The following is an 831-nucleotide window of genomic DNA, read 5'->3' on the forward strand; positions in this document are numbered from 1 at the left end:
CTGTCAACGATGACGGGAAAGATCCATGCGAGGTTTTCGGGGATGGTTCCTTGGCGCGCGAGGTCCCGTTGGACTGCGAAGGAGAGGACAAATGCGCCTGCGGTGATCCCGATTGCGATGAAAATCGCGATGAGAAGTGCGGCGATCAGTGCTCCAAGCTGGATCCGCGCTGCGCGCAGACTAAAATCACCCATGATCGGGTTTTCCTTCCTACAAGGGGTGTTCTCGGTCTGGAGTCCCGCTGGTTGCCGCCGGCGGGACTCCTCCTGGTTTCGGAAGACTTTCTCTGGTGGGAACTCCTTGCGTTTCGTCGGCGTTGCGTGCGGTGAGGGTTGACAGCGATTTCTGGCGGTCGTATCCGAGAGTCGACTGATGCTTTTTGCGTCGCACTCAAAGCACGTCAGTGATGTCGTTCCAGCTGCGTGCCTGTTGATCTCAGAGGGACGTGGGGTGGTCTGCAATTTTGCGTGAGAATTGCGTGACTGCAGCGGATTGTTCACGCAATTTGCTCCAGGCTTTGCGCTGCCAAGGCTTCCAAGTTCTACAGAACGGACTGTCCGGCAGATGAGAGGGACATGGCATTGCGCGCGCACAGCAAGGACTTCCCGCCCCGGCGGTTCACCTCCCGCCCGCACCCGACAGCCGTTCTCAATATCGAGGTCCTTGGAAATGTCCCCCACACATGCCTACTCGGCTGTCGTGCCAGGCGCCTCTAATTAGGTCTTCCAGCCGAAACACACGATGCCCTCGCCCCGGGGCCGAACTCCACAATCAAGAATCAAGACACCCCATCATGCGTGCACGCAGTGCACGCCATGCACGCGACGCTCT

Annotated in this window: 1 protein-coding gene; it reads right to left on the bottom strand. The window is 58.7% G+C overall.

The window, feature by feature from the left end; translation table 11 throughout:
* Positions 1–194, bottom strand: a 194-nt coding sequence (locus tag A2J01_RS24065) for a DUF2637 domain-containing protein (protein WP_156519382.1), incomplete at its 3' end; no start/stop codon positions are given.
* Between the last annotated feature and the right edge of the window lie 637 nt (positions 195–831).

This window comes from Rhodococcus sp. EPR-134, assembly GCF_001647205.1.
Taxonomy (GTDB): domain Bacteria; phylum Actinomycetota; class Actinomycetes; order Mycobacteriales; family Mycobacteriaceae; genus Rhodococcus_F; species Rhodococcus_F qingshengii.